Genomic DNA, 20,904 nt, shown 5'->3' with positions numbered 1-20,904 from the left:
CCGGCAAATATTACTAATACTTATGAACATAATCTAACTTATGATTCTTAGGTATGTTCGGATATTGTGGTTCTCTACTTATTTTATCAATTGAAAATACTTTTTCAATAGTATTTTTGTTTAATAAGTGTAAATCACACACAGTTATTAGACTATGCTTCTCTTAATTGATTTCATCATACCATATTTTGTATTATTAAAATGCTGAATTATACTTGTAAGTGCAAGTAAATAAAATTGCAAAAAATCTCATATAAAAATTTCATGATGCTAAGTTTATTTTAGAAAAAACAAAGCAAGGAGTTTTTATATGGGTTACAAACATCTTGGCATATATGAAAGAATTTATATTGAGAATCAATTGAAGTTTAAAGTAAAAATTAGTGAAATAGCTAAAAATCTTAATCGAAGTATTAGTACTATTATTCGAGAAGTCAATAGAAATAAAGATAGTAATCATTATTTTTCATTAATTGCACAAAATAAAGCAGAAAACAGAAAACAATCACATGTTTATTTTCATAAGTTTAAAAATAGAGAATTAGTAAAATATGTACAACAAAAATTACTATTAGGTTGATCGCCTGAACAAATTTATGGCAGAATTAAAAATTTTCATAAAGAATGAATTATTAGTTTTAAAACAATTTACAATTGAATTTATTCTGGATTACTTGAAAAAGTTACTAATAAAAATTTAAGAAGAAAAGGTAAGAAACGAAAATCTCAAGAAAATCGCGGTAAATTTAATGGTAAATCATGTTTAATAACTTTAGTTGAAAGAACATCAAGATTTACTTTAGCAATGTTAGTTGAAAATAGAACTACTAAAGTTGTTAACGAAAACATTAGCCATTATTTATCAATTCTTCCAAATAATCTTGTTAAGACTATAACATTTGATAGGGGTAAAGAATTTTCTAATTGACAACAACTTGAAAAAAATTTAAATGTGAAAATTTATTTTGCTAATGCGTATTCGCCTTGACAAAGAAGTACTAATGAAAATACTAATGGTTTAATTAGAGAAAAATTTCCTAAAAAATTTAATTTTTCAAATACTACTAAAAATGCAGTTCATAAATTTATATTGTCTTTAAACCAAAGACCAAGAAAAATACTAAATTATCTTTCACCAATCGAATATTTGGTTAGAAAAATAATTTAGTTGCACTTAACTTTACAATTTGGCAAATTAAAAAAATTAATTTTATTCACAATAAAAAATATTTAATTCAAAATTTAACCAAATTAAAACATTTTTCAAGAGTTTCTATTATTTTTTAAATAATTATTTTGCAATAATAAATTTATTTAAAGTTTCAAATGGAGTTTTGTAATTCAAGCTTTTATGTTTTCGTTTGAAATTATAAAATGCGTACCACTCATTCAAATGAATTTGTAATTGTTTAACATCAAATTTTATTTCAAAACCACATTTTTTAAACCAAAATAAACTATTATAATTACGGTGAAACCGTTCAATCTTTCCGTTGCTCTGAGGAGAACGGATTGGTGTGGTTTCATGGATAATTCCATTTTTTGAAAGAAAGGTTGTAAAAGGCCTTTCTTTTACTTTGTATGCTTTTTTATTACTTCAATTAGTAGTAGTGAATTCCGGAGCATTATCAGTGCGAATGCGTTTAATTGTTATGCCAAGTTCGCCAAAATCTTTCATTGCTCTTTGCATGGCATTAATGGCATTATTGGTTCCTAAACTATCATACACATATCCAAAAGCAATTCTTGTTATTTCGTCAATGAAATCATAAACATATAATCTATACTTAGCAATAGGAAAATTTTTATCAGTAAACACTTTAGCATCCATTTGTAAAAGACCAATCTCGGAAACTTCATAACGCTTAAAATGGCGTTTTGCTTTTTTCATTTGCGTTTTTATTTCTCCATAGCGTTTGTCTTGTTTAATTCAACGATAAAAAGTATTAATTGATTTGGGGACATTATTTGTATCGATATCATGCACATTTTTTTGATGAATATTATGATAAAGCGATAATACACCGCCCGCACCTACAAATTTGTAATCAAAGTAATAATCACAAATTTGTTTTCTGGTTTCTAATGAAAATTGATATTTAATATTTTTTGGTGTTGTTGATTTGAATTGCAATTCATAAAAGTTGTCTTGATAATAACCATTAATAATTTTTTTAGCTCAAATATAAAATGTCATTTTACTACCACGAAAATATTTTTTAATCAATTTATTTACAGATATGTTATCTGTATTATTCATATATAAGTTGGCACATAAATTGAGATATTTACTTACTCATTTTTTTGCCAAATTGTAAAGTTAAGTGCAACTAAATTATTTTTCTAACCAAATATTCGATTGATGAAAGATAATTTAGTATTTTTCTTGGTCTTTGGTTTAAAGACAATATAAATTTATGAACTGCATTTTTAGTAGTATTTGAAAAATTAAATTTTTTAGGAAATTTTTCTCTAATTAAACCATTAGTATTTTCATTAGTACCTCTTTGTCAAGGCGAATACGCATTAGCAAAATAAATTTTCACATTTAAATTTTTTTCAAGTTGTTGTCAATTAGAAAATTCTTTACCCCTATCAAATGTTATAGTCTTAACAAGATTATTTGGAAGAATTGATAAATAATGGCTAATGTTTTCGTTAACAACTTTAGTAGTTCTATTTTCAACTAACATTGCTAAAGTAAATCTTGATGTTCTTTCAACTAAAGTTATTAAACATGATTTACTTTTACCTCCTGATGATACTACAGTATCACCTTCTCAATGACCAACAGTTATACGATTATTAACATTAATATTTCGTTCTTTAATTGATTTACCATTAAATTTACCGCGATTTTCTTGAGATTTTCGTTTCTTACCTTTTCTTCTTAAATTTTTATTAGTAACTTTTTCAAGTAATCCAGAATAAATTCAATTGTAAATTGTTTTAAAACTAATAATTCATTCTTTATGAAAATTTTTAATTCTGCCATAAATTTGTTCAGGCGATCAACCTAATAGTAATTTTTGTTGTACATATTTTACTAATTCTCTATTTTTAAACTTATGAAAATAAACATGTGATTGTTTTCTGTTTTCTGCTTTATTTTGTGCAATTAATGAAAAATAATGATTACTATCTTTATTTCTATTGACTTCTCGAATAATAGTACTAATACTTCGATTAAGATTTTTAGCTATTTCACTAATTTTTACTTTAAACTTCAATTGATTCTCAATATAAATTCTTTCATATATGCCAAGATGTTTGTAACCCATATAAAAACTCCTTGCTTTGTTTTTTCTAAAATAAACTTAGCATCATGAAATTTTTATATGAGATTTTTTGCAATTTTATTTACTTGCACTTACAAGTATAATTCAGCTTATATATATATGGGTAATGGATTTAAACTTTTTCTTTTTGTTTCTATTATAATTATAATTGTGATTTTGATAAAAAAAAATAGCTTCTTAAAAAAAGAAATTATTTTAATAAATAATTTCTTTTTTGTGTATAATTTACATATGAGAAAGGAATTAATCGTCGTAATTCCTTCCTTGGTATATTGTACCATCTGTTCCTTTCTCCATACAAGAGAAAGGAGTTTTTTTTATTATTTATTTTTGTTACAGAAACTAATCATCTTAACAAGGAGTAAAATAATAGACTTGGTACATAACTATAACATTTTGCACCTGCCAAACTATAAAATTCACTTTCATCTTTATATTTATCTAATATTTGTGCTTCATCTAGAAAATAATATTATCAAAATAGTAGATAAAATTGAGGGTTATGTACCAAGTCTAATGAAAAAAGACAAGAAAAAAACAAAATTAGTTTATATTAATACATTTTTAATTTTAGTGGTTGTTTTAGTCAGTTTTATTTTGTATTTATTATATTTTGTTTTTTTCAGTCCAAAATCAATTTCACAATCAATCCCGCCGAATAAAAAAAATATCAATTTAATAAATAAATTATATAAACCAAATCCAGTTTTATTTCAAAATAGAGGATATAAAGGAACATGAGCTTATAATAAAGATAATAAATATTATAAATATAATCAAAATGATTATTATGGAACTTATAATAATTTAACAAAAACAGAACAAAATTTAACTAATGCTTTTTTAAGTACAGCAGATAATAAAAATTTACCTTTTTATAAACAAAAAATATTTAATTCCGTTGAAGAATTATTTGTTTTCTTACACCCGGGTGTAAGAAAAACTTTAAAAGAATTAATAAATAATAGTAATATTTGTCAAAAATACCAAGATAATTTAAAACAACTTATTTTATTATTTTATAATTTTGTTGCCAATGTCTTAGATAAAAAATCTGCTGATAATATTTTATATGCAATATTAATTAATAAAAATCTTCGTCCATTTGGTATAACAACAAGAAATGATAGAACTATTCAAATAGCCCCCCTTTCATTAGAATGTATTTATGAAAAAACTATAATTAATGAATGAAAAAATGGTGGAAAATCAACTAATAATTTTTTTCATACTTTAATTCATGAATTAGGTCATATAGTACATTATTATTATGAATTTAATAATATCGATATTGTTTTTCACCTAAAAGAATTTTTAAAAAGTAAAATTATTAATTTTAATAATTTAGATATAGATATAGAAAAAACTTTTAAATCTTTTGCTTTTAGTAATTATTCTTTAACTAGTAAATATGAATTTATAGCAGAAGGTTTTGCATACTGATTTTTAGCAAGTAACGATTTAAAAACAAAAGGATGAGAATTATGACAAGAATATTTTACAAATTATTTAATAAAAATAAAAAATCAACATTTAAAAAACAATAAAATTAAATATAGTATTTTAGATATAATTTAAAATATCATTAATTGGAGGTAAAAAAATGTATACTTGTGAAAAATGTCATAAAAAATATCAAACCCAAGCACTACCGCATTTTTTAGAAAGTTATTTTTGTGATGATTGTTTTGTAAAGGGGCAAGGAGAAAAAATACAAGAACAAATAATGTTAATGGGTGATAATTTAGACCAAACAACATTGCAAACAAAAATAAACCAAATTTATAGCAAACACAATAAAAATGCTTTAAAATTTTTAGAAAAAGACAAAGAGAAAAATAAAGAATTAATTAAAAAGGTAAAAAAAATAACAAAAAGTAAATAATAAATTTTGATTAGATTCATATATTGTGTTTGACTTAAATTAAAATGAGGTTATTTGTTCTAAATTTGAAAACGGTAATTATCAATTTATTAATCCGTGATTTTTTGATTCTAAAAATCAAATTATTAATAAACAAAAAACATATATTAAAAATTTTTTATTAGTATTATATTCCGTGTTTGGAACGCCAACTTGTGCTTTTACACTAGCTAGTAGTTTGGTTTTATAGGTATCAATTTCATCTTTCGTAACATTTTTTATGTATTATTATGTAATGATATGTATTAGAATTAAAAACGGAAGGCGTTGGGATAATGAAAAAAATTACTTTTTGTAACAGTAAAGGCGGGGCAGACAAAGCAACATTAACAATTAATGTTGCTCAAATATTAGACTTCTTGCATTACTTATTAAAATAATTACAAATTATTTGTAAATAAAAAATACTATATAGTAATTTCTAACTTTTATTAGGTTAATACTTATGGATTTTATTAAATGTGTAAATTTTGACACAACAAAAAATTATTTTATTATTTAAATTTAATTTTAAATAAATATTTTATGTTATCTATAATTGCAAATTATAAATTGAAGCAATTAAATTAAATCTTAAACTAAATCGTTTTCTACGATTACGATATTTTTCAGTAATAATTTTAAATTTTTTAAGAATAGCAAAAATATTTTCAATAATAATTCTCATTTTTGAAATTAATTTATTATTAGACTTCTTGCATTACTTATTTATTAAACAAAATTCCTATAAAATATATTTAAAATAGAAATTATAAGGAATTTAAGATTATGAAATTTGATAAATTTAATTTTATTAATGATAAAGAATTATTACGATTAACTGGAATAAAGCAAAGTACTTTTAATAAAATGTTAAATATTTTAAAAGAAGCTGAGTTAAAAAAGTTTAAAAGAGGTGGTAAAAATAATAAATTATCATTAGAAAATAGATTATTGATGACTTTATCATATTGACGAGAATATCGTACTTATTTTCATCTTGGTAAAAGTTTTGATATTAGTGAAGCTAGTTGTTATCGAAATATCAAGTGAATTGAAGATATTTTAATCAAACATCCTGATTTTCAACAACTTGCTGGTAAAAAAGCATTAATAAATGATTATTTTAATGATAAAACAATTATTATTGATGCTACAGAAACACCCATTCAACGCCCAAAAAAAGACAAAAACAATCTTATTCAGGAAAAAAGAAAAAACACACTATTAAAACACAAGTAATTATTGAAAAAGAAAGCAAAATAATTATTGCAACAAATTTTTCTCTCGGTAAAAAGCATGATTTTTGTTTATTTAAAGAATCAAAAATCCCAATTTTAAAAAATACTAAATTAATAGTTGATAATGGTTATCAAGGAATACAAAAAATTCATAGTAATGTTCTAATACCTAAGAAAAAAACAAAGAAAAACCCTTTAAATAAAGAACAAAAACATAATAATAAATTAATTTCAAAAATGAGAATTATTATTGAAAATATTTTTGCTATTCTTAAAAAATTTAAAATTTGCTGAATTATACTTGTAAGTGCAAGTAAATAAAATTGCAAAAAATCTCATATAAAAATTTCATGATGCTAAGTTTATTTTAGAAAAAACAAAGCAAGGAGTTTTTATATGGGTTACAAACATCTTGGCATATATGAAAGAATTTATATTGAGAATCAATTGAAGTTTAAAGTAAAAATTAGTGAAATAGCTAAAAATCTTAATCGAAGTATTAGTACTATTATTCGAGAAGTCAATAGAAATAAAGATAGTAATCATTATTTTTCATTAATTGCACAAAATAAAGCAGAAAACAGAAAACAATCACATGTTTATTTTCATAAGTTTAAAAATAGAGAATTAGTAAAATATGTACAACAAAAATTACTATTAGGTTGATCGCCTGAACAAATTTATGGCAGAATTAAAAATTTTCATAAAGAATGAATTATTAGTTTTAAAACAATTTACAATTGAATTTATTCTGGATTACTTGAAAAAGTTACTAATAAAAATTTAAGAAGAAAAGGTAAGAAACGAAAATCTCAAGAAAATCGCGGTAAATTTAATGGTAAATCAATTAAAGAACGAAATATTAATGTTAATAATCGTATAACTGTTGGTCATTGAGAAGGTGATACTGTAGTATCATCACGAGGTAAAAGTAAATCATGTTTAATAACTTTAGTTGAAAGAACATCAAGATTTACTTTAGCAATGTTAGTTGAAAATAGAACTACTAAAGTTGTTAACGAAAACATTAGCCATTATTTATCAATTCTTCCAAATAATCTTGTTAAGACTATAACATTTGATAGGGGTAAAGAATTTTCTAATTGACAACAACTTGAAAAAAATTTAAATGTGAAAATTTATTTTGCTAATGCGTATTCGCCTTGACAAAGAGGTACTAATGAAAATACTAATGGTTTAATTAGAGAAAAATTTCCTAAAAAATTTAATTTTTCAAATACTACTAAAAATGCAGTTCATAAATTTATATTGTCTTTAAACCAAAGACCAAGAAAAATACTAAATTATCTTTCACCAATCGAATATTTGGTTAGAAAAATAATTTAGTTGCACTTAACTTTACAATTTGGCATATATATATATATATTAGACTTCTTGCATTACTTATTAAAATAATTACAAATTATTTGTAAATAAAAAATACTATATAGTAATTTCTAACTTTTATTAGGTTAATACTTATGGATTTTATTAAATGTGTAAATTTTGACACAACAAAAAATTATTTTATTATTTAAATTTAATTTTAAATAAATATTTTATGTTATCTATAATTGCAAATTATAAATTGAAGCAATTAAATTAAATCTTAAACTAAATCGTTTTCTACGATTACGATATTTTTCAGTAATAATTTTAAATTTTTTAAGAATAGCAAAAATATTTTCAATAATAATTCTCATTTTTGAAATTAATTTATTATTATGTTTTTGTTCTTTATTTAAAGGGTTTTTCTTTGTTTTTTTCTTAGGTATTAGAACATTACTATGAATTTTTTGTATTCCTTGATAACCATTATCAACTATTAATTTAGTATTTTTTAAAATTGGGATTTTTGATTCTTTAAATAAACAAAAATCATGCTTTTTACCGAGAGAAAAATTTGTTGCAATAATTATTTTGCTTTCTTTTTCAATAATTACTTGTGTTTTAATAGTGTGTTTTTTCTTTTTTCCTGAATAAGATTGTTTTTGTCTTTTTTTGGGCGTTGAATGGGTGTTTCTGTAGCATCAATAATAATTGTTTTATCATTAAAATAATCATTTATTAATGCTTTTTTACCAGCAAGTTGTTGAAAATCAGGATGTTTGATTAAAATATCTTCAATTCACTTGATATTTCGATAACAACTAGCTTCACTAATATCAAAACTTTTACCAAGATGAAAATAAGTACGATATTCTCGTCAATATGATAAAGTCATCAATAATCTATTTTCTAATGATAATTTATTATTTTTACCACCTCTTTTAAACTTTTTTAACTCAGCTTCTTTTAAAATATTTAACATTTTATTAAAAGTACTTTGCTTTATTCCAGTTAATCGTAATAATTCTTTATCATTAATAAAATTAAATTTATCAAATTTCATAATCTTAAATTCCTTATAATTTCTATTTTAAATATATTTTATAGGAATTTTGTTTAATAAATAAGTAATGCAAGAAGTCTATTGATTGACTTTTTATTTAGTAATAGTTAAAGTTTAATTTATTAAATTATGAGGTAATTAGTCATAATTAATGTATGTTATAATTTAATGGTGAAATATTATGGGGTGGCTCGGATGAATGAAAAATTAGCAAAAAAGGAAATTTTGCGATTAAGAAAATTAATTGAGCAGTGAAATAATGAGTATTATTTAGAAAATAAACCATCAGTTAGTGATGAATACTATGATGCGAAGATGTGAAATTTACAACAATTAGAAAATGATTTTCCGCAGTTTTTAAGCAAAAATTCACCAACACAATCTGTTAGTGGTAAAGTAGCTTATGGTTTTAATAAAGTTCAGCATAATTATCCAATGTTAAGTTTAAATAATGCTTTTACTGAAGAAGATTTAATTAATTTTGATAATCAGATAAAATCTTTAACTGGTCAAGAAAGTATTGAATATCTTTGTGAATTAAAAATTGATGGTTTGTCGGTTTCGTTGCAGTATGATAATGGTTTTTTAATATCAGCAGCCACCAGAGGTGATGGTATTACTGGTGAAAATGTTACTGATAATGTTAAAACAATTGCTAATATTCCGCAAAAGATTAAATTAGTAAATAAGTTGTTAGTGCGTGGTGAAGTATTTTTAGCTAAAAGTGATTTTAATGATTTAAATGAATTGCGTTCTAAAGAAAAAATGCCAGGATTTGCTAATCCGCGTAATGCTGCTGCTGGTAGTTTGCGCCAATTAGATGCAAACATTACGGCAAGTCGTAATTTAAAAGTTTTTTTATACTATTATGTTAATGGTCAAGAAAATGGGATGAAAACCCAAGAGGAAGTTTTAGTTACATTAAAAAAATTAGGTTTTCCAATTAATAATGAATATCGTTTATGCAATAGTATTACTGAAGTATGAGAATATATAAAAGAATATGACCTTAAAAGAAAACAATTAGATTATGATACTGATGGCATTGTAATTAAAATTAATGATTTATCATTATATAATATCATTGGACAAACAAGTAAAAGTCCTAAATGAGCAATAGCATATAAATATGCTGGTATTGTGGTAACGACTAAATTACTAGATATCTTTGCATCAATTGGAAGAACGGGTAAAGTAACATATAATGCTAAACTAGAGCCAGTAAATTTACAAGGAACAGTTGTTAAGGCGGCGACATTGCATAATGCTGATTATATTATTAATCGTGATATTCGGATTGATGATATTGTATTAATTAAAAAAGCTGGTGATATTATTCCTGAAGTTATTAATCCAGTTTTAAAGTTAAGAAAAGAAGAAAATGAACCTTGAAAATTAATTGAATATTGTCCAAATTGTAATAGTAAATTAGAAAATTCTGTTTTGGAAGTTGATCAGTATTGTATTAATATTAATTGTTCTCAAAGAATTGTTCGTTCATTAATACATTATTGTTCAAGAAGAGCAATGGATATTAGTGGTGTTAGTGAGAAAATAATTATTCGGTTGTATCAATTAGGTTGATTAAAAAAAGTTAGTGATTTATATTTATTGGAAAATAGGAAACAAGATATTATTGCTTTAGATAATTTTGGTGAAAAATCATTTAATAATATGATTAAGGCAATTAATCGTTCAAAGATGAAGTCATTGCAACATTTGTTATTTGGTTTAGGAATTCGTCATATTGGTGAGAAAACTGCTTTACAGTTAGCAAAAAATTATAAAGATATTGATAATTTACTTAAAACTAAAAGTGAGCAGTTAGAAATGATTTATGATATTGGTGCGGTCATTATTGAAAGTCTTATTGATTGGTTTTCGCATCAAGAAAATTTACAATTAATTAAGGATTTAAAAATTTATGGTGTTAATATGAAATATTTTCCAATAGCAAATGATAATGAAAATAATCCTTTTTTTCATAAAACGATTGTGATTACGGGAACATTCTCAAAACCAAGAAGTTATTATGTTGAAGAATTACAAGGATTAAATGCTAATATTACTAATACAATTAGTAAAAATACTGATTATTTATTAGTTGGTAGTAATGCTGGCAGTAAATTAGAAAATGCTAAAAAATTTAATGTTAAAATTTTAACAGTAGCAGAGTATGAGCAATTAAAAGAAGGAGTGTAAGTAGTAGTGGAAAATATTACTTCGGAATTATTACGAGAAATTACTAATAATTTAATGCTAGAGTTAGAAGAAGAAGAGTATAAATTATTAGCAGAAGAGTTTTATATTATCTTAGAACAAATGAAGTTAGTACAGACAATTGATGTGGAAGGTTATGAACCAATGCATTATCCATTTTTAAATTCACAACATTTATTACGCGAAGATGATAATGTAATGATTAATGAACAATCAATTGTTTTACAAAATGCGTGAGAAGTAAAAGATGATTATATTGTTATTAATAGGGTGGTTGAATAATGATGAAAATGACAATTGAATTTTTACATCAACAATTATTACAGAAGAAAACATCACCGATTAAAATTGTTCGTGATGCTATTGCTAAGGCAAAAAAATATGAACATTATAATGGTGTTGTTAAATTATTAGAAGAAGAAGCGATGGTCATTGCTAAACATTTGGAATCAATGTCGATTCCTGAAGATAATTATTTATTTGCTATACCTTATGCGGTTAAAGATAATTTAGCAACTAAGAATATTGTAACTAGTGGGGGAACAAAAATTTTGGAAAATTTTGTGCCTACATTTGATAGTAAAGTAGTTAAAGATATTAATGATTATCAAGCTGTTAATATTGCTAAAACAACGCTTGATGAATTAGGAATGGGTGGCACCGGTTTGGATAGTTTTACGGGTTTTGTTTATAATCCATGAAATAAAAATCATATTACGGGGGGTAGTTCATCAGGAAGTGCGGCGTTGGTTGCTTTGGGTGTTATTCCGTTTGCCTTGGCAAGTGATACGGGTGATTCGATTAGAAAACCAGCATCGTATACAGGGATTGTTGGTATTAAACCAACTTATGGGCTTATTTCTCGTTATGGGTTATTTCCCTATGCACCTTCTTTAGATACTGTTGGTGTACTTGCTAATACTGTTCGTGATTGTGCAATTGTTATGGATGCGACTGTTAAGTTTGATGCTAATGATTTGACTAGTCAGCAAGCAAAGGAAAAAGATTATTTGCAAAATCTTAGTGCTGATATTAAAAAATATCGTTTGGCAACAATTAAGTCGGTTAATGATGGTTTACGACCGTTAACTGGAGTTTTGTGGTCTTCGGTAATTAGTAAATTAAAAGAACAAGGTTTACTTATTGAGGATATTGATTTTCCCCTTGATTTATTAAAGGCATTATTACCGGTTTATATGGTTATTTCTTTTGCGGAAGCTACTAGTTCGCAAAGTAATTTAACAGCAATTAATTTTGGGAAACGAATTAGTAAAGATGATGATTCTTATCAAAATATTATGATTAAAAGTCGTAGTGTATTGGGAAAGACAGTTAAAAGAAGATATGTTATTGGGACATATGCTTTGTCACAAGCAAATCAACAGGAATTATTTTTACAAGCAAAAAAGGTGCGACGAAAAATTGTTGATCATTTTGAAAAAATTTTTACTGATTATGATGGACTATTATTGCCAGCATCTGGTGGTGATGCTCCGACAATTGAGAAAACTATTAATCATAAATTAGAGTTAAGTGATGTTAATAACTTAACAAATGATGCGTTGTTATTAGCTAATTTTTCGGGTGCACCTTCAATTACAATTCCAATTGGTTTAATAAATGAATTGCCATTTGGAATGATAATTAATTGTTTACCATTTGCTGATCAAAAGGCGTTAAATATTGCTTATGGAATTGAAAAAATTATTAACTTTGAAAATTCTTGTCATCATCGAAAGGAAAAATAAATAATGAAATTACAACCTGTTATTGGAATTGAAATTCATATTGAATTAAAAACAAAAACAAAGATGTTTTCTAATAGTCCGGTAACATTTGCTAATATTCCTAATAGTCAAGTAAATGAAATTGATTTAGGTTATCCGGGAAGTTTACCTTCTATTAATAAACAAGCAGTAGTATTAGCTATTAGAGCGTGTCAAGCGTTAAATATGACGATTAATCCAGTATTATCATTTGATCGTAAGAATTATTTTTATCCCGATTTACCTAAAGGATATCAAATAACGCAACAAAATAATCCAATTGGTAGTAATGGTAAATTAACGATTACTTCTAATAATATGCAACAAGATATTTTGATTACGCGGTTGCATTTAGAAGAAGATACAGCTAAACAAATTCATTTAGATAATATTACTTTATTAGATTATAATCGGGCTGGAATTGGTTTAATTGAGATTGTTAGTGAACCTGTTATTTATGATGTTGAAACGGCAATTAATTATATTGAAACATTGCGTAAGACATTATTACATTTAGGGGTTAGTAATGCTAAAATGAGTGAAGGTTCATTTCGTTGTGATATTAATATTTCTTTACGACCGATAGAAAGTAAGGAATTTTTTAAACGCGTGGAAGTTAAAAATTTAAATTCTTTAAATAATGTTAAAAGAGCGATTGAATTTGAAATTAAACGACAAACTGATTTAATTAATCAAGGAACGCCTTTAAAGGGTAATGAAACACGAAGATTTGATGAAAAAACAAAAACAACGATTTTAATGCGTTCTAAAGAATCAACGGTTGATTATAAGTATTTTCCAGAACCAAATATAGTTCCGATTATTTTAGAACAACATTGAATTGAAGAGATTATTAATACTAGTCCAGAGTCGTATCCGCAAAAACAAGCTCGTTATGTAGAAACATATGGTTTGCATATTAATGAAGTTAATGTTTTGTTACAAGATATTGAATTAACTAATTTTTTTGAAAAGACAATTGAACATACTAAACATTATCGTTTGGTATTAAATATGCTTATTGGTGATATTAGTGCTTATTTAAAACAAAAAGATGGTTCTTTATTAGATACCCAGTTAACACCAATTAATTTGGCATATATGGTTAATATTTTAGAACGAAAGGAAATATCGCAAAGACAAGCGAAGATATTGTTATTACATTTACTAGAAAATAATATGAGTGTTGAACAGAGTATTAAACAACTTAACTTACAACAAATAAATGATGAAAAGATAATTAGGAGTTTAATTAAACCGTTTATTTTGGAAAACCTACAAATATTGAAAGATTATCATTCTCGTCCTGAGAGGGTGTTAAAGTTTTATATGGGACACTTAATGAAAGTTACTAAGGGACAAGTTAATCCTGAAATAGGACAAAGGATTATTGAAGAAATAATTTCTGAAAACATTAGTAAATAATTAAGTTTACAAAAAAACAGCACACTGTGCTGTTTTTTTAAATATCTTCGGTTTCTTTTCCTCCAGTAATATATTCGTGGATTTCTTGGATGTATTTGTTTTTAGCAATGAATAGAACTTCGTCGCCGTAACTAAGAATAGTATCGGCATCAGGAAAAATGATTTTTTTGTTGTGTTCAATGCGAATGATATTAACTCTTTTGTTGTTAATTAGTTTGATTTCTTCAAGGGGTTTTCCTAAGATATTTTTGTTTGTTGCTTCAGCAGAACTAATACTAAATTCACCGTCAACATCTTTAATATCAACTTCTAAACCTCATAGGGCTTTTAGGGCAGTTTGTCTTCCTGTGGAAATATCGGGTTTAATAATTTGGTTAATACCAATTGCTCGTAAAATGTGTTCATGGCGATAATCAACAGCTTTAGCAATGATATTAGTAATTTCAAGTTCTTTTAAGTTTGCTGCTACTAGAACTGATGATTGGATATCGCTACCGATAGCAATAATAATGTCATTAATATTTTTAATACCAATACTTTCTAATGCTTCTAAGTCAGTGGCATCTAATTCATAACCGTTAATGTTAGCATAATTTCCGGTAATTTTTTTGATTTTACTATTATCTTTATCAATGACAATGACATTATGGTTCATTGACGCTAATGTTTCAGCAACTGCTGTGCCAAAATTACCTAAACCAATTATACAAAATTCTTTTGCTGCCATTATAAGTCACCTCTTATATATTTGAAACTATTACCACAAAATTATACTATATTTTATCTTAAAATAATAATCTAAGTATAGTATAATTGGGTAATAAACGAGTAATCGGCATCGCGAGGGTCAGAATGAAAGATATTGATAAATTTTCTAATAATAAAAAATATCTTACTTGATTTAAAAAACTTGGTCAAGTTTTTAAAAATATTTTTATTGGTAATACTGTTAATAAGAAAATTTTGCGAAATTATTTATATGCTGTTTTGGTGGGAACAATTTTATTAATGACACCTTGAGCTGTTAGTAAGACTTATCAATGAGATTTTTTAACAGCATTGTTTACTGCTTCAAGTGCATTTTCTGATACTGGATTAAGTTTAATATCGCCAGCTAAAGATTTAACTTTTTTTGGTCAAATTGTTTTATTGTTGCTAATTCAAATTGGTGGTATTGGAATTATGACTTTAAAGATTATTTTGTTTATTGTAATTGGAAAAAATATTAGCATTGAAGAAAGAATGCTTTTGCAATCAGAAAGAGGTAATACTAAACTTGGTGGTACCGTACAGTTAATTAAAAATGCTTTTTATGTTTTAGCAATTGTGGAAATTACTGGTGGAGTGATGCTATTTTTTTATTTTTATTTTACACCAATTGATTATTTAGATTCTTTAAAATCACAATCAATTAATTCAATTATTGAACTATTAGGAAAATCGTTTAATACGCCAGATAAATTTAAAGAAATGTTAATTGCCAAGGTTTCTGATTGAGAAAATTTTGTTACTGTGGGAAAGGAATTTCCTAATGAATTAGCACGAGTTATTAATGGTGTTACTAATAAATATGATAGTAATTCTATAGGATTTTTACAAATAATTAATAATGATTATTTGCAACAATTAATTACTAAGAATTTCAATGTTAACTATCGAAATTTTGGTAGTAGTTTTTGATCAGGGATTTTTCATTCGGTTTCAGCTACTAATAATGCTGGTTTTGATATTATTGGTCCTAATTCTTTAAGTCCCTATCGGACACAATATTTTGTTCAGGTAGTTTTTTTAGTTCAACTGATTATTGGTGGTATTGGTTATCCTGTTTTTTATGATTTAAAGCAAAAGGCTGTGGCACGTTATCGTGGTATTAAAGTTAATTTTTCATTATTTACTAAAATAAGTGTTATATATTATTTTTCAATTTCTTTTATTGGTATTTTAGCAGTAATTTTGGTTGAATATTTTGTGCCAACGAAGTTCAGCAATACTTTTATTGATGGTGGTATTAGAAATGTTACTAATACTAATGCTGAGACTTTAATGGCGATTATTTTTAATACTTTTTCAACAAGAAGTGCTGGATATAGTACGATTGATATTAGTTATTTTAAATCGCCTTCAAAGTTTATTTTTTCGATTTTGATGTGGATTGGGGCATCACCTAGTTCTACTGGTGGTGGAATTAGAACGACAACGCTGGCATTAGTTATGATGAGTATTATTGCTAGTGCGACACGAAAAAATAATATTAATATGTTTAAAGCTAAAGTTCCTAATGAGACAGCAAAGCGAGCAACAGCAGTTTTTATTATGGCGATTTTAATTGTCTTTTTGGTGTCTTTAATTATTGTTAGCGAAAATGTGCAGGTGTCGATTGTTGAGGCTTTGTTTATATCTTCGTCGGCGTTTGGAACATCAGGTTTAACAACAATTCCTGATTTTGGACTAAGTTTTTCTGATTATGGTGTTATCAGTAAATTATTTTTAATTAGTTTAATGTTTATTGGTCAATTAGGAGTATCAAATACTTTATTATTAGCAGCAAGAAAAAATGAAATTGAACGGTTTGCATATTTAGAACAAGATGTGTCTATTGGATAGGAGGAAATATAATGGCAATTATAATGGATGGAAAAGCGATTGCTAATGAAATTCAAAGTAATTTGAAAAACAATATTAGTAATTATTTAGAAAAAAATTTACGAAAGCCTCATTTAGTAGTATTTTTGGTGGGAACAGAAGAAGCATCAAAAGTATATGTTAATCACAAAATAAAGGTTTGTGAAAAATTAGAAATTCAAGTTAGTTTAAAAACTTTTAATGAAAATGTTAGTGAGCAGGACTTATTAACAGTAATTAATAAAGTAAATAATGATGATACGGTTGATGCGATTTTGGTGCAGTTACCATTACCTAAACATCTTAATAAAAATCGGATTTTAGATCATATTAATGCTCGTAAAGATGCTGATGGTTTACATTATATTAATGCTGGTAAGTTATTTCAAGGGTTAAAAACGATTGCTCCTTGTACCCCATTAGGAGTAATTAAACTGTTAGAAGCATATAATATTGATGTTTTTAAAAAAACGGTTACAATGGTTGGAACAAGTAATCTTGTTGGTAAACCTTTGGCTATTATGTTGCATCATTTAGGGGCAACAGTTACATTATGTAATGAAAATACTGTTGATTTAAAAAAGCATACTATTAGTAGTGATATTGTTATTAGTGCTGTTGGTGTTGCCAATTTAATTGATGAAACAATGATTAAATCTAATGCGATTGTAATTGATGTTGCTATTGTTCGTGATTTGGAAACAAATAAGATTTGTGGTGATATTAAGTTTGATACAGTTAAAGAAAAAGTTAGTTATATTACTCCAGTTCCTGGAGGTATCGGACCAATGACAATCGCAATGTTAGTAACTAATGTTTATGATTTGTATGTTATTAATATGAATAAGAAAAATTTAAATATTGTTAATATGAATAATAAAAGTTTAGTCGTGGAGTAGTAATTTGTGTGAAATCATTTAGAAATTATTAATCAAGCTTTATTTATTCTTATTAGTTTTTTATTAGGTGTTATTTTTGTTGCTTATCTATTTTTATTTTTATTGTGATTGATATTTTCTTTTATTAAAAAAGGTAATAGCAAAAATCGTGTTGGTGGTGAATATTTAGAAGCTATTTTTCGTCAAGAAAAATATCATTTTAAAATTAAAATAACAAAAGTAAAGATGCGTTATTTTAATAGACTTGGTACATAACTATAACATTTTGCACCTACCAAACTATAAAATTCACTTTCATCTTTATATTTATCTAATATTTGTGCTTCATCTAGAAAATAATATTAGACTTCTTGCATTACTTATTTATTAAACAAAATTTCTATAAAATATATTTAAAATAGAAATTATAAGGAATTTAAGATTATGAAATTTGATAAATTTAATTTTATTAATGATAAAGAATTATTACGATTAACTGGAATAAAGCAAAGTACTTTTAATAAAATGTTAAATATTTTAAAAGAAGCTGAGTTAAAAAAGTTTAAAAGAGGTGGTAAAAATAATAAATTATCATTAGAAAATAGATTATTGATGACTTTATCATATTGACGAGAATATCGTACTTATTTTCATCTTGGTAAAAGTTTTGATATTAGTGAAGCTAGTTGTTATCGAAATATCAAGTGAATTGAAGATATTTTAATCAAACATCCTGATTTTCAACAACTTGCTGGTAAAAAAGCATTAATAAATGATTATTTTAATGATAAAACAATTATTATTGATGCTACAGAAACACCCATTCAACGCCCAAAAAAAGACAAAAACAATCTTATTCAGGAAAAAAGAAAAAACACACTATTAAAACACAAGTAATTATTGAAAAAGAAAGCAAAATAATTATTGCAACAAATTTTTCTCTCGGTAAAAAGCATGATTTTTGTTTATTTAAAGAATCAAAAATCCCAATTTTAAAAAATACTAAATTAATAGTTGATAATGGTTATCAAGGAATACAAAAAATTCATAGTAATGTTCTAATACCTAAGAAAAAAACAAAGAAAAACCCTTTAAATAAAGAACAAAAACATAATAATAAATTAATTTCAAAAATGAGAATTATTATTGAAAATATTTTTGCTATTCTTAAAAAATTTAAAATTATTACTGAAAAATATCGTAATCGTAGAAAACGATTTAGTTTAAGATTTAATTTAATTGCTTCAATTTATAATTTGCAATTATAGATAACATAAAATATTTATTTAAAATTAAATTTAAATAATAAAATAATTTTTTGTTGTGTCAAAATTTACACATTTAATAAAATCCATAAGTATTAACCTAATAAAAGTTAGAAATTACTATATAGTATTTTTTATTTACAAATAATTTGTAATTATTTTAATAAGTAATGCAAGAAGTCTATTATCAAAATAGTAGATAAAATTGAGGGTTATGTACCAAGTCTATTGAAATAAAATGAAAATAAATTATAATTAAAAATATAATATATAGAATTAGAAAATATTATAAATTAATAAAAGAGTAGAAAGGTGGTAAGATGAGAAATATTTTAAAATGTTTTATAACAATGTTGTTAACTGCTGTTCCTGTTTTAAGTATAGTTGCTTGCAGTAAAAATAATGGTGATGGTAATAGTAGTTTTGAACATTCTGAAGAAAATGTTATAGATCCGATTGTCCGAGCGAAAAATTTAATTGATACGGAAGTTAATAAAAATTATCGAGAAAAAATTTTTACTGCTAATGTTTTAAGGATAAGTGATTCCGATATTAAAAATACTATGATACCATTAGTTGAAAGGGCACAAACAGAAGTTGTAGTTTTAGAAAATAAAAAAGAAATTTGCCAAAATATTTTGAGAATATTGCAAAATGATTTAATTGCATCTCTTAACAAGAAACTTAAAACAGAAATGGTTTATTTTGCGAATATAAATACCCCAGCAAGTTTTACTAATGAAAAGGCTAGATTTAATGTAACAGAAGTATCTTTTGACCAAATGGTTAAAGTTCTTGGCGATTTAAAAAATTCTAATAGTCGAGTAGAACATTTAGTTAGTGAGTCTAGTAATAGTAATGATTATTATGTTTATAAACTAAAATTAGAAATTGAACTTGATTTGCTTTTAAAGCAAGGGCAAGCGGCCCATAATATTTATCTTGATATTTATTTAACACAGGATAAAGATACTTTTGTGAATAAAAGGGCTGAGTTAACTGAGTTAGTAAAGAACCATATTAGTAATAATATTACTTTTAATTTAGAATGGCTGGAATTTCAAGCTTTAAATAAGAAAAATATTCAAAATCAAATCTTAAAACAAATTAATGGTAATACTAAAGGAAAATTAAATATTTCTAATGGTTTATTAAAAACAAACCTATTAATAAATTCTTTAAATTCAAAAACAAAGCCTGAGGAATATTTGGAATTTTTGAAAGTTTCTGATAATGGAGAAATGTCTGATAAAATAAAGAGATTTATTATTGAAGATGCAAATTTTAAGATAAATAATCCTAATTTTCGTGAAATGCCAGATAGTAAAGAGATTTTATTAGGAAATTTTACATTTACTTTTTGAAATGCTACTTATTTTCAATTACCATTGCAGAGAATTGCTTTAGAAAATATGAAGATTAAAGTTACTAAAGGAGCATTTGAGACTCAATTATTAAATATTGCTGAAGTTATGATGTATTATTTTTTAAATGTTTTTTGTGAAAAGAAAACATATCGCGGTCCTAATAAAAATTCTCTATATTTGATAATTCCTAAAGAAGTATGAAGAACTTATGTGAACCTTACTGGTGATAGTAGGCAAAATAAGGTTTTTAATGTAGGTACAAAATTTCAAGGGATTTTTAACTCCGCAATTGTTAATCATAATGAGCAGTTATTGCAAAAGAAAAAATTTAAAGGTTTTAAGTCTTTGACTGATAAAATTTTAATCACTGTTACTGGAAATAAAATGGGAAGCATAGGTTCTTGAGACTCGCATTCAGGCTTAAAAGGAGTTAATGTTGAATTAAAATTTGGTTTTTTTTCTTTAAATCTTTTACAAGATGCTAATTTTTGATATGGTTTAGCGATTGAATAGATAGTATATAGTA

General features: G+C 24.9%; 21 protein-coding genes. 16 read left to right on the top strand and 5 right to left on the bottom strand.

What is annotated here, in order from left to right; translation table 4 throughout:
* Window positions 1-310: 310 nt before the first annotated feature.
* A complete protein-coding gene (locus tag AAHJ00_RS03940) occupies window positions 311-1,168 on the top strand; it encodes an IS30 family transposase (protein WP_342223484.1) in 858 nt (285 codons plus the stop codon).
* Window positions 1,169-1,291: 123 nt separating this feature from the next.
* Here the strand turns inward: AAHJ00_RS03940 and AAHJ00_RS03935 are convergent, their stop codons facing one another.
* Together AAHJ00_RS03935 and AAHJ00_RS03930 are read right to left on the bottom strand one after the other, a co-directional pair.
* Window positions 1,292-2,260, bottom strand: a complete 969-nt coding sequence (locus AAHJ00_RS03935; protein WP_342223483.1) for an integrase core domain-containing protein — start codon at window positions 2,258-2,260, stop codon at window positions 1,292-1,294.
* 70 nt (window positions 2,261-2,330) lie between these two features.
* Window positions 2,331-3,281, bottom strand: coding sequence for an IS30 family transposase (locus AAHJ00_RS03930; protein WP_342223482.1), 951 nt, complete (start codon window positions 3,279-3,281; stop codon window positions 2,331-2,333).
* A gap of 57 nt (window positions 3,282-3,338) precedes the next feature.
* On the opposite strand from AAHJ00_RS03930, the gene AAHJ00_RS03925 reads away from it, so the two are divergent.
* The 3 genes from AAHJ00_RS03925 to AAHJ00_RS07925 all read left to right on the top strand — a co-directional run bounded on the left by AAHJ00_RS03925 (window position 3,339) and on the right by AAHJ00_RS07925 (window position 5,603).
* Window positions 3,339-4,877: a hypothetical protein gene (locus AAHJ00_RS03925; RefSeq protein WP_342223481.1), complete on the top strand. Its 1,539-nt coding sequence runs from the start codon at window positions 3,339-3,341 to the stop codon at window positions 4,875-4,877.
* Window positions 4,878-4,902: 25 nt separating this feature from the next.
* A complete protein-coding gene (locus AAHJ00_RS03920) occupies window positions 4,903-5,184 on the top strand; it encodes a hypothetical protein (RefSeq protein ID WP_342223480.1) in 282 nt (93 codons plus the stop codon).
* A 314-nt stretch (window positions 5,185-5,498) separates the two neighbouring features.
* The gene (locus AAHJ00_RS07925) at window positions 5,499-5,603 is read left to right on the top strand and encodes a ParA family protein (protein ID WP_425288847.1); all 105 of its coding nucleotides are present in this window, start codon (window positions 5,499-5,501) and stop codon (window positions 5,601-5,603) included.
* 152 nt (window positions 5,604-5,755) lie between these two features.
* Here AAHJ00_RS07925 and AAHJ00_RS03915 read toward each other — a convergent pair whose 3' ends face one another.
* Complete coding sequence (locus AAHJ00_RS03915; protein WP_425288846.1) at window positions 5,756-5,890, bottom strand: hypothetical protein; 135 nt, start codon at window positions 5,888-5,890, stop codon at window positions 5,756-5,758.
* A gap of 101 nt (window positions 5,891-5,991) precedes the next feature.
* On the opposite strand from AAHJ00_RS03915, the gene AAHJ00_RS03910 reads away from it, so the two are divergent.
* The 3 genes from AAHJ00_RS03910 to AAHJ00_RS03905 all read left to right on the top strand — a co-directional run bounded on the left by AAHJ00_RS03910 (window position 5,992) and on the right by AAHJ00_RS03905 (window position 7,790).
* Entirely contained in the window at window positions 5,992-6,444 is a 453-nt protein-coding gene (locus AAHJ00_RS03910) for a transposase family protein (RefSeq protein WP_342223479.1), read from the top strand.
* Window positions 6,429-6,764, top strand: a complete 336-nt coding sequence (locus AAHJ00_RS07920; RefSeq protein ID WP_425288888.1) for a transposase family protein — start codon at window positions 6,429-6,431, stop codon at window positions 6,762-6,764. Before AAHJ00_RS03910 ends, AAHJ00_RS07920 begins: the two co-directional genes overlap by 16 nt.
* Window positions 6,765-6,839: 75 nt before the next feature.
* Entirely contained in the window at window positions 6,840-7,790 is a 951-nt protein-coding gene (locus tag AAHJ00_RS03905; protein WP_342223478.1) for an IS30 family transposase, read from the top strand.
* A 221-nt stretch (window positions 7,791-8,011) separates the two neighbouring features.
* On the opposite strand, the gene AAHJ00_RS03900 is transcribed toward AAHJ00_RS03905, so the two are convergent.
* Window positions 8,012-8,835, bottom strand: a protein-coding gene (locus tag AAHJ00_RS03900) for an IS5 family transposase (RefSeq protein WP_342223477.1) whose coding sequence is annotated in 2 segments (ribosomal slippage) — window positions 8,012-8,439 and window positions 8,439-8,835 — 825 coding nt in all. Because the reading frame shifts where the segments join, the coding sequence is not laid out codon by codon here.
* 195 nt (window positions 8,836-9,030) lie between these two features.
* Here AAHJ00_RS03900 and ligA point away from each other — a divergent pair.
* The 4 genes from ligA to gatB are packed head-to-tail and all read left to right on the top strand — an operon-like array spanning window position 9,031 to window position 14,246.
* The gene (ligA, locus tag AAHJ00_RS03895; RefSeq protein ID WP_342223476.1) at window positions 9,031-11,037 is read left to right on the top strand and encodes an NAD-dependent DNA ligase LigA; all 2,007 of its coding nucleotides are present in this window, start codon (window positions 9,031-9,033) and stop codon (window positions 11,035-11,037) included.
* A gap of 6 nt (window positions 11,038-11,043) precedes the next feature.
* Window positions 11,044-11,337, top strand: coding sequence for an Asp-tRNA(Asn)/Glu-tRNA(Gln) amidotransferase subunit GatC (locus AAHJ00_RS03890; RefSeq protein ID WP_342223475.1), 294 nt, complete (start codon window positions 11,044-11,046; stop codon window positions 11,335-11,337).
* Window positions 11,338-11,339: 2 nt separating this feature from the next.
* Window positions 11,340-12,803, top strand: coding sequence for an amidase family protein (locus tag AAHJ00_RS03885; RefSeq protein ID WP_342223474.1), 1,464 nt, complete (start codon window positions 11,340-11,342; stop codon window positions 12,801-12,803).
* Entirely contained in the window at window positions 12,804-14,246 is a 1,443-nt protein-coding gene (gene gatB, locus AAHJ00_RS03880; protein WP_425288887.1) for an Asp-tRNA(Asn)/Glu-tRNA(Gln) amidotransferase subunit GatB, read from the top strand. It begins immediately after the preceding gene.
* A gap of 37 nt (window positions 14,247-14,283) precedes the next feature.
* Here gatB and AAHJ00_RS03875 read toward each other — a convergent pair whose 3' ends face one another.
* Window positions 14,284-14,973 carry a TrkA family potassium uptake protein gene (locus AAHJ00_RS03875; RefSeq protein ID WP_342223472.1) on the bottom strand — a complete coding sequence of 230 codons (690 nt, stop codon included), beginning with the start codon at window positions 14,971-14,973 and terminating at the stop codon, window positions 14,284-14,286.
* Between the two features lie 125 nt (window positions 14,974-15,098).
* Between AAHJ00_RS03875 and AAHJ00_RS03870 the strand changes: the two genes are divergently transcribed.
* The 5 genes from AAHJ00_RS03870 to AAHJ00_RS03850 all read left to right on the top strand — a co-directional run bounded on the left by AAHJ00_RS03870 (window position 15,099) and on the right by AAHJ00_RS03850 (window position 20,891).
* Window positions 15,099-16,850, top strand: coding sequence for a TrkH family potassium uptake protein (locus AAHJ00_RS03870; RefSeq protein ID WP_342224583.1), 1,752 nt, complete (start codon window positions 15,099-15,101; stop codon window positions 16,848-16,850).
* 11 nt (window positions 16,851-16,861) lie between these two features.
* The gene (locus tag AAHJ00_RS03865; protein ID WP_342224582.1) at window positions 16,862-17,767 is read left to right on the top strand and encodes a bifunctional 5,10-methylenetetrahydrofolate dehydrogenase/5,10-methenyltetrahydrofolate cyclohydrolase; all 906 of its coding nucleotides are present in this window, start codon (window positions 16,862-16,864) and stop codon (window positions 17,765-17,767) included.
* Between the two features lie 6 nt (window positions 17,768-17,773).
* Entirely contained in the window at window positions 17,774-18,022 is a 249-nt protein-coding gene (locus AAHJ00_RS03860; protein ID WP_342224581.1) for a hypothetical protein, read from the top strand.
* Between the two features lie 168 nt (window positions 18,023-18,190).
* A protein-coding gene (locus AAHJ00_RS03855) for an IS5 family transposase (protein WP_342223477.1) occupies window positions 18,191-19,014 on the top strand; the annotation gives its coding sequence in 2 pieces (ribosomal slippage) (window positions 18,191-18,587 and window positions 18,587-19,014; 825 coding nt in all).
* A 317-nt stretch (window positions 19,015-19,331) separates the two neighbouring features.
* Complete coding sequence (locus tag AAHJ00_RS03850) at window positions 19,332-20,891, top strand: hypothetical protein (protein WP_342224580.1); 1,560 nt, start codon at window positions 19,332-19,334, stop codon at window positions 20,889-20,891.
* Window positions 20,892-20,904 lie beyond the last annotated feature (13 nt).

It is taken from the genome of Spiroplasma endosymbiont of Asaphidion curtum (assembly GCF_964031085.1).
In the GTDB taxonomy this organism is placed as follows: domain Bacteria; phylum Bacillota_I; class Bacilli_A; order Mycoplasmatales; family Nriv7; genus Nriv7.
This window is presented reverse-complemented; position numbering and strand designations above follow the sequence as displayed.